Origin of the sequence: Aeromonas sobria, assembly GCF_050266975.1 — a bacterium.
Taxonomy (GTDB): Bacteria; Pseudomonadota; Gammaproteobacteria; order Enterobacterales; family Aeromonadaceae; genus Aeromonas; species Aeromonas sobria_B.
In genome coordinates this window covers 141,236-149,273 of record NZ_JBKISU010000006.1, presented here as the reverse complement: position 1 = coordinate 149,273, position 8,038 = coordinate 141,236, and the positions used below count along the sequence as shown (strand labels likewise).

Here is an 8,038-nt window from a genome sequence, read left to right as displayed (position 1 = left end):
CACCCGTCCGCCGCTCGCCGGCAAAAGTAGCAAGCTACTTTCCCGCTGCCGCTCGACTTGCATGTGTTAGGCCTGCCGCCAGCGTTCAATCTGAGCCATGATCAAACTCTTCAATTTAAGTTTGGTTTGCGTTCATTCGTTACCGGAGTAGCGAACTTCAGCGGCTCAATGAATTGCTGAAATAAACTGTTCGACTTCTTATTGCTAAGAAATCGTCTTGGTCACTTCATCAGACATTGAAAATCAACAAAATTGTTTGATGTTCGATGCTGTGAGTGCCCACACAGATTGCTTGATTCAAATTGTTAAAGAGCGACGCAGCTTTTGGCTGCTGCGGGAGTGGCATTCTACTCAACCGCCTTCTCGAGTCAAGCCCTATTTTCAAAGGCTTTTCGAGGTTATCGACTCAGGCTTTGCGTTGCCGCTTGCCCTGTCGATGGAGGCGCATTATAGGGAGCCAAAACTTTCTGGCAAGCAGATAATTGCAAAAAGATGGCTTTCGTCGCTCGCTCGCTCATAAAGCCACCAATATGTATGTTGTGCGAACGAAATCAACCCGCGACCGGTGCCGAGACAGCAAAATCGTGCAGATTGTCGTAGATGGCATCAGCCAATGCATTGCCCTCGTCCGTCACCGGCTTGCCCGTTCTGACCAGGACTTTATGTGCAACCTGGGCATTCGCCGCCGCTTTCAGATCGGAAGGCTTGTCACCCACCATATAAGAGCGACCCATGTCGATCCCCAGTTCCTGCTGTGCCAGCAACAACATGCCGGGGGCCGGCTTGCGGCAGTCACAGGGTGCACCGTGATCCGGATGATGAGGACAGAAATAGATCCCATCGAGGTCAACGTCCCGATCGGCCAGCGACCAGTCCATCCACTCGGTCAGGTTCATGAAGTCATCTTCACTGAAATAGCCGCGGGCGATGCCGGACTGGTTGGTGACCACGATCAGTAGATAGCCCTTCTTCTTGAGCAGCTGCAGGGCTTCGATCACCCCGGGCAGAAAGTGAAAGTCATCGACTTGGCTGACATAACCTGTGTCTTCGTTGATGACACCGTCACGATCCAGAAAAATGGCGGGCTTACTCACGGGGGAACTACCTCGATAATGAATGTCTGAAAAGTATCGCATGGGGCAAATAAAGCCCCAAAAATAAAAGGGGCGGCCGAAGCCACCCCTTTCATGTGTGCATATAAAGTATCGATTAAGCGATAACTTTAGCTACAACACCAGCACCTACGGTACGGCCACCTTCACGGATGGCGAAACGCAGGCCGTCGTCCATCGCGATCGGCGCGATCAGGGTAACAACCATCTTGATGTTGTCGCCCGGCATGACCATTTCTACGCCTTCCGGCAGTTCGATGGTGCCAGTCACGTCGGTGGTACGGAAGTAGAACTGCGGGCGGTAGCCTTTGAAGAACGGGGTGTGACGACCACCTTCTTCTTTGGACAGCACGTACACTTCGGATTCGAACTTGGTGTGCGGCTTGATGGTGCCCGGCTTGGCCAGTACCTGACCACGCTCTACTTCTTCACGCTTCACGCCACGCAGCAGTGCGCCAACGTTCTCACCGGCACGACCTTCGTCCAGCAGCTTGCGGAACATCTCAACACCGGTACAGGTGGTGGTCACTGTGTCTTTGATACCGACGATTTCTACTGTCTCGCCAACCTTGACGATACCGCGCTCAACACGACCGGTTACTACGGTACCACGGCCAGCGATGGAGAAGACGTCTTCGATGGGCATCAGGAACGGCAGATCGATCGCACGCTCCGGCTCCGGGATGTAGCTGTCCAGGTGGCCAGCCAGTTCCAGGATTTTCTCTTCCCATGCGGCGTCGCCTTCCAGCGCTTTCAGCGCGGAACCGCGAACTACCGGCAGGTCATCACCCGGGAAGTCGTACTCGGACAGCAGCTCGCGAACTTCCATCTCGACCAGTTCCAGCAGCTCTTCGTCATCTACCATGTCGCACTTGTTCATGAACACGATGATGTAAGGTACGCCTACCTGGCGGCCCAGCAGGATGTGCTCACGGGTCTGCGGCATCGGGCCGTCAGTCGCGGCTACTACCAGGATTGCGCCGTCCATCTGGGCAGCACCGGTGATCATGTTTTTAACGTAGTCGGCGTGACCCGGGCAATCTACGTGCGCGTAGTGGCGGCTCGGGGTGTCGTATTCTACGTGGGAGGTGTTGATGGTGATGCCACGCTCACGCTCTTCCGGGGCCTTGTCGATCTGGTCGAAGGCGAAGGCTTTACCGCCGTAGTGCTTGGCCAGCACGTTGGTGATGGCAGCAGTCAGGGTGGTTTTACCGTGGTCAACGTGGCCGATGGTGCCCACGTTTACGTGAGGTTTGGAACGCTCAAATTTTTCTTTAGACACGACGTAGTCCTTCTAGGTTAAACCCGCCTACCGTCGTAGGCGGGGAATCTTAAATTACTTGGATTTACGCTCTTCGATCACGGCCTGGGCGACGTTGGTCGGGGCATCGTGATACTTGGCGAATTCCATGGCGTAGGAAGCACGACCCTGGGTAGCGGAACGCAGGGCAGTTGCATAACCGAACATCTCGGCCAGCGGCACCAGAGCACGTACGATCTTGCCGGACGGGCCATCTTCCATACCTTCGATCAGGCCACGACGACGGTTCAGGTCACCGATCACGTCGCCCATGTAGTCTTCCGGAGTCTCGACTTCCACTTTCATGATCGGTTCGAGCAGAACCGGCTTGGCCTTCATGAAGCCAGCCTTGAAGGCCATGGAAGCAGCGATCTTGAACGCCAGTTCGGAAGAGTCGACATCGTGGTAAGAACCGAAGTGCAGACGCACGCCCAGATCCATTACCGGATAGCCTGCCAGCGGGCCGGACTTCAGCTGCTCGCGGATACCCTTGTCAACACCCGGGATGAATTCACCAGGAATCACGCCGCCTTTGATGTCGTTCACGAACTCGTAGGCTTTGCCTTCTTCCAGCGGGTACATGTCGATCACAACGTGACCGTACTGACCACGACCACCGGACTGCTTGGCGTGCTTGCCTTCGATATCCTTGACGGTATCGCGGATGGTTTCACGGTAGGCAACCTGCGGCTTACCTACGTTCGCTTCTACCTTGAACTCGCGACGCATACGGTCAACGATGATGTCCAGGTGCAGCTCACCCATACCGGCAATGATGGTTTGACCGGATTCTTCGTCAGTCCATACGCGGAAAGAGGGATCTTCCTGCGCCAGACGGCCGAGGGCCAGGCCCATCTTCTCTTGGTCAGCCTTGGTTTTCGGCTCAACCGCGATGGAGATTACCGGCTCCGGGAATTCCATACGCTCGAGGATGATCGGCGCTTTCTCGTCACACAGGGTGTCACCAGTGGTCACGTCTTTCAGACCGATGGCAGCAGCGATGTCGCCTGCGCGAACTTCTTTGATCTCTTCACGCTTGTTGGCATGCATCTGAACGATACGGCCGAAACGCTCGCGCTTCTCTTTGACAGAGTTCAGCACGGAGTCACCGGAGTTGACGATACCGGAGTAGACGCGGAAGAAAGTCAGGTTGCCCACGAACGGGTCGGTAGCAATCTTGAACGCCAGAGCAGCAAACGGCTCGTCGTCAGAAGCATGACGCTCGTCTTTGGTCTCGCCGTCCAGCTTCAGGCCGTCGATGGCAGCTACGTCGGTCGGAGCCGGCAGGTAGTCAACCACGGCATCCAGCATGGCCTGCACGCCCTTGTTCTTGAACGCGGAGCCACAGGTTACCAGGATGATTTCGTTGTTCAGCACGCGCTGACGCAGCGCTTTCTTGATTTCTTCCTCGGTCAGCTCTTCGCCGCCCAGGTATTTTTCCATCAGCTCTTCGGACGCTTCGGCAGCGGCTTCAACCAGGTTCATGCGCATCTCTTGCGCCTGTTCCAGCAGCTCGGCCGGCACATCTTCGTAGTCGAAGGTGACACCTTGGTCAGCTTCGTTCCAGTTGATGGCTTTCATCTTGACCAGGTCAACGACGCCCTTGAAGTTCTCTTCTGCACCGATGTTCAGTTGCAGGGGAACCGGAACGCCTTTCAGACGGGTCTTGATATGTTCAACGCAGCGCAGGAAGTTGGCACCGGTACGGTCCATCTTGTTGACGAACGCGATGCGGGGAACCTTGTACTTGTTAGCCTGACGCCATACGGTCTCAGACTGCGGCTGTACGCCACCTACGGCACAGTACACCATCACGGCGCCATCCAGGACACGCATGGAACGCTCTACCTCGATGGTAAAGTCCACGTGACCCGGGGTGTCGATGATGTTGATGCGGTGCGGCTGGAACTGTTTGCCCATGCCGGACCAGAATGCGGTGGTCGCAGCGGAGGTGATGGTGATACCACGCTCCTGTTCCTGTTCCATCCAGTCCATGGTGGCGGCGCCATCATGCACTTCACCAATCTTGTGGCTTACACCGGTATAGAACAGAACGCGTTCGGTAGTAGTCGTCTTACCGGCGTCGATGTGAGCGGAGATACCGATATTACGGTAGCGCTCAATGGGGGTTGTACGAGCCATTGTCATCCTCTTACTAAGGAACCTGTCCCTAGATAATTGAAGGTGCGCAGGATCTTCAGCAGACCCTGCGCAAGCGGATTACCAGCGGAAGTGAGCGAAGGCTTTGTTCGCTTCAGCCATACGGTGAACGTCTTCACGTTTCTTGACAGACGAACCCTTATTGTCAGCGGCATCCAGCAGCTCGCCAGCCAGGCGCTGAGCCATTGATTTTTCACCACGTTTACGAGCGGCATCAACCAACCAACGCATTGCCAGGGCATTGCGACGTACCGGGCGAACTTCTACCGGCACCTGATAGGTTGCACCACCGACACGACGAGATTTAACCTCGACGGCCGGACGAATGTTGTCCAGGGCTTCTTCGAATACGGCCAGGTGCTCTTTGCCAGATTTGGTGGCAATGATGTCCAGGGCGCCATACACGATGGCTTCGGAAACAGATTTCTTACCGTCAACCATTACTACGTTGACGAATTTAGCCAGCAGCTCTGATCCGAACTTGGGATCCGGCAGGATTTTACGCTGACCAACAACACGACGTCTTGGCATTTCAAATTCTCCGTAACTTCAGGGGTTACCCAAAACTAGAAAGTTATCTAACTAGAAACGAATTAACGTTTGGCCTTACTTAACGGAGAACCATTAAGCTTTCGGACGCTTCACGCCGTACTTGGAGCGAGCCTGCTTACGGTCTTTAACACCGGCACAGTCCAACGCACCACGAACGGTGTGGTAACGAACACCCGGCAAATCCTTGACACGACCGCCACGGATCAGCACAACGGAGTGCTCTTGCAGGTTGTGACCTTCACCACCGATATAGGAGGTGACTTCGAAGCCGTTGGTCAGACGAACACGGCACACTTTACGCAGTGCAGAGTTAGGCTTCTTCGGGGTGGTGGTGTATACACGGGTGCACACGCCACGCTTCTGAGGGCACGCTTCCAGCGCAGGCACGTTGCTTTTTTCAACGAGCTTAGTGCGTGGCTTGCGAACCAACTGGTTAATAGTTGCCATCAAAAGGCTCCTGATAATGACTTCATAAACATGTGAAAAATCCTCCCCGCAGATACGGGGACGCGAAATTTTATGCCCTGTCGCCTAGGGAGTCAAGATTTATACAATCCGTGCCGCAAAAGGACACAGACTCTGGCGCTGACACAGGGTCAAGCCACTGAGTTATAAAAAGAAATCATGACGCTAGCATGACCAGGTATGGGGAGAGCCTTCAGCCTCAATCAGCGCCACCAACTCCCCCATCGTCAGGGGTAGACCGGATCCCTGCCCCAAACCGCGGGCGGCGAGATCCTCGCTCATCACATAGAGCCGCTCCGAAGCCAGTCTGGCTTGCCAGTGCGGACTCACCGCCGCCAGCACCGCATCCTGCATCAGCACCAGTGCGTCCCCCTGGCTGCGATAGCGTAGCGCCTGCTCCAGATCCTGGGTCAGGAAGGGAGAACTCAATATCAGATGGATCATGATCCCTCTCAGAAACTCAAATGCACGGGATAATCGGCCCAAAGACGCGTCAGCTCGGCCCGGGGCAGGCAGCGCACCTCGATGGCGAGCGCCTCCGGCTGCACGCCCCGCTCCCGCAGGGAGTCGGCACAGACATAGACCTCTTCCACGTCGTACAGCTCGAGCAGCTTGAAGGTGGGCGCATAGTGGCGCTGCAAGATGGACTGGGGTCGCTGATCGGCCAGCAGCTGCAGCACCCCGTCTTCGATCAGAAACAGCGCGACCGCATCGGTCAGGGCCGAGCTGGCCAGCAGGGCATCCAGCCCCTCCCGACCCGCGGCCGAGCCATGGGGGGCATGACGACCGATAAAGGCAATCTTGTTCATGGCAGCTCCTAGAATTGCACGACGCGATCGGCGGTCAGGGCTGCTTCCGCCAGCTGGCCCAGGCCACTGAGGCAGAAGGGCTCCGCCAGGTTGAACTGGGCCTTGCCCACCTCGCTGGCCTGGGTCTGATCCAGTACACCGCGACGCATGGCCGCCGCCACGCAGACATCGATGCGGATCCCCTGCTCGATGGCGAGCTCGGCCCACAGCCGCACCAGATCGACCTCATCGGAGGCCGGGGCATGAAGCTGATTGCCGTTGCTCACCCCATCCTGGTAGAAGAAGAGGTGAGACAGGGTATGCCCCTCGGCCAGCAGGGCCCTGGCGAAGCGGTAGGCCGTGCTGGCCGCCTGGCTGCCGTAGGCGGGCCCTGTCACCAGCAGCGCGAAACTCAGACTCATATCCGTATTCCCAAGAGGGTCCCGGGGGACCGGAGACAAAAAAGCCCCTCCGGGAGGGGCTCATCACAGCGCTGCCGGATCAGAGATGGGCAATCGCTTCCACTTCGACCAACACATCCTTGGGCAGGCGCGCGACTTCGACGCAGGAACGTGCCGGGGCGGACTCGCCGAAGTAACGGGCGTAGACCTGATTGAAGGCCACAAAGTTGTTCATGTCGCTCAGGAAGCAGGTGGTCTTCAGCACCTTGCTCGGATCGGAGCCGGCGGCTTGCAGCACGGCGACCAGGTTCTTCATCACCTGTTCGGCCTGGGCCTCGACGCCACCGCCGACGATCTCCATGGTGGTGGGATCGAGCGGGATCTGACCCGAGGTGAACACCAGCTCTCCCAGCTTGGTGCCCTGCACGTACGGACCGATCGCGGCAGGAGCCTGCTCGGTTGCGATTACTTCTTTAGCCATTCATCTGTCCTCTTCTATGGCGCTCACTCGCTCTCATCTTCACCCTGCTTGCGCTGGCGGATGTAAAGATAGACGGTGTGTTTGGAAATATTAAGTTTGTCGGCGACCAGATTGATCGAATCCTTGATATCGAATATGCCCTTCTCGAACAGCTGGGTCACGATAAAACGATTCTTGGCGTTGTTCGCCACCGTGGGATCCCGGTTGATCTCGTCGATGGTGTTGTCCACCGTCTGGGCGACCAGCTCCTCCACGCTGTTGGCGAAGGTCTCGGGAGACTGACGCTCGACCTGCTGCGGCGTCGGGAAGAACTCGGCCACGAACTCGTGGAACGGCGCATTGATATGCAGGTTGATGCAGATAAGGCCGATCACCTGCTTGTCGCCGTTGCGAATGGCGATGGTGATCGACTTCATCAGGGCGCCGGTCCGGCTGCGGGCGAAGTAGCTTTGCGTATAGTCCTGGCCGGTATTCTCGATGTCCTTGAGCATACGCAGTGCCAGATCCGTTATCGGCGCCCCCTCGTTGCGCCCGGTGTTGAAACCGTTCGCTATCTTGATCACCGACTCGTGCAGATTCTCCAGGGAGTGAAGTACCACCTCACAGTGCTTGCCGAACAGTTCGGCCAAGCCCTCGATCAGCCCCTCATAGGAGCGCAACAATTCCCTGTCTTCGTCTGTAAAAGTGCGACTGACCAGCTGTTCCTCGGGAAGCATTACATCCTCGATACCAACAGTCATCTTTTACCCCTGTAATCACGGTTACCTGACCCGAGTTTT

At 56.6% G+C, this 8,038-nt stretch carries 10 protein-coding genes and 1 rRNA gene; all 11 read right to left on the bottom strand.

The genetic code is table 11. The features are described from left to right. Window positions 1-117: ribosomal RNA gene (locus ACLHZ1_RS05410) — 16S ribosomal RNA — on the bottom strand; the annotation flags it as partial. 434 nt (window positions 118-551) lie between these two features. Beyond that, window positions 552-1,094 (bottom strand): D-glycero-beta-D-manno-heptose 1,7-bisphosphate 7-phosphatase, encoded by a 543-nt coding sequence (gmhB, locus tag ACLHZ1_RS05405; protein ID WP_427261267.1) that lies wholly within the window; start codon window positions 1,092-1,094, stop codon window positions 552-554. Between the two features lie 115 nt (window positions 1,095-1,209). Continuing rightward, window positions 1,210-2,394, bottom strand: a complete 1,185-nt coding sequence (tuf, locus tag ACLHZ1_RS05400) for an elongation factor Tu (protein ID WP_427261262.1) — start codon at window positions 2,392-2,394, stop codon at window positions 1,210-1,212. 54 nt (window positions 2,395-2,448) lie between these two features. Beyond that, a complete protein-coding gene (gene fusA, locus ACLHZ1_RS05395; RefSeq protein WP_427261266.1) occupies window positions 2,449-4,554 on the bottom strand; it encodes an elongation factor G in 2,106 nt (701 codons plus the stop codon). A gap of 78 nt (window positions 4,555-4,632) precedes the next feature. Further along, the gene (rpsG, locus tag ACLHZ1_RS05390) at window positions 4,633-5,103 is read right to left on the bottom strand and encodes a 30S ribosomal protein S7 (RefSeq protein WP_041997835.1); all 471 of its coding nucleotides are present in this window, start codon (window positions 5,101-5,103) and stop codon (window positions 4,633-4,635) included. Window positions 5,104-5,196: 93 nt separating this feature from the next. Next, window positions 5,197-5,571: a 30S ribosomal protein S12 gene (gene rpsL / locus ACLHZ1_RS05385; protein ID WP_084205426.1), complete on the bottom strand. Its 375-nt coding sequence runs from the start codon at window positions 5,569-5,571 to the stop codon at window positions 5,197-5,199. A 183-nt stretch (window positions 5,572-5,754) separates the two neighbouring features. Beyond that, complete coding sequence (gene tusB / locus ACLHZ1_RS05380; RefSeq protein WP_408795945.1) at window positions 5,755-6,033, bottom strand: sulfurtransferase complex subunit TusB; 279 nt, start codon at window positions 6,031-6,033, stop codon at window positions 5,755-5,757. A gap of 8 nt (window positions 6,034-6,041) precedes the next feature. Beyond that, entirely contained in the window at window positions 6,042-6,398 is a 357-nt protein-coding gene (gene tusC, locus ACLHZ1_RS05375) for a sulfurtransferase complex subunit TusC (RefSeq protein ID WP_408795947.1), read from the bottom strand. An 8-nt stretch (window positions 6,399-6,406) separates the two neighbouring features. Continuing rightward, complete coding sequence (tusD, locus tag ACLHZ1_RS05370) at window positions 6,407-6,799, bottom strand: sulfurtransferase complex subunit TusD (protein WP_408795949.1); 393 nt, start codon at window positions 6,797-6,799, stop codon at window positions 6,407-6,409. A gap of 79 nt (window positions 6,800-6,878) precedes the next feature. After that, the gene (locus ACLHZ1_RS05365; RefSeq protein ID WP_427261265.1) at window positions 6,879-7,259 is read right to left on the bottom strand and encodes a RidA family protein; all 381 of its coding nucleotides are present in this window, start codon (window positions 7,257-7,259) and stop codon (window positions 6,879-6,881) included. 23 nt (window positions 7,260-7,282) lie between these two features. Next, a complete protein-coding gene (locus ACLHZ1_RS05360) occupies window positions 7,283-7,999 on the bottom strand; it encodes a helix-turn-helix transcriptional regulator (RefSeq protein WP_041997847.1) in 717 nt (238 codons plus the stop codon). Between the last annotated feature and the right edge of the window lie 39 nt (window positions 8,000-8,038).

Coding starts and splice junctions, on each gene's coding strand:
- fusA (WP_427261266.1), bottom strand. CDS start 4,554: ATGGCTCGTACAACCCCCATTGAGCGCTACCGTAATATCGGTATCTCC.
- rpsG (WP_041997835.1), bottom strand. CDS start 5,103: ATGCCAAGACGTCGTGTTGTTGGTCAGCGTAAAATCCTGCCGGATCCC.
- rpsL (WP_084205426.1), bottom strand. CDS start 5,571: ATGGCAACTATTAACCAGTTGGTTCGCAAGCCACGCACTAAGCTCGTT.
- tusB (WP_408795945.1), bottom strand. CDS start 6,033: ATGATCCATCTGATATTGAGTTCTCCCTTCCTGACCCAGGATCTGGAG.
- tusC (WP_408795947.1), bottom strand. CDS start 6,398: ATGAACAAGATTGCCTTTATCGGTCGTCATGCCCCCCATGGCTCGGCC.
- tusD (WP_408795949.1), bottom strand. CDS start 6,799: ATGAGTCTGAGTTTCGCGCTGCTGGTGACAGGGCCCGCCTACGGCAGC.
- ACLHZ1_RS05365 (WP_427261265.1), bottom strand. CDS start 7,259: ATGGCTAAAGAAGTAATCGCAACCGAGCAGGCTCCTGCCGCGATCGGT.
- ACLHZ1_RS05360 (WP_041997847.1), bottom strand. CDS start 7,999: ATGACTGTTGGTATCGAGGATGTAATGCTTCCCGAGGAACAGCTGGTC.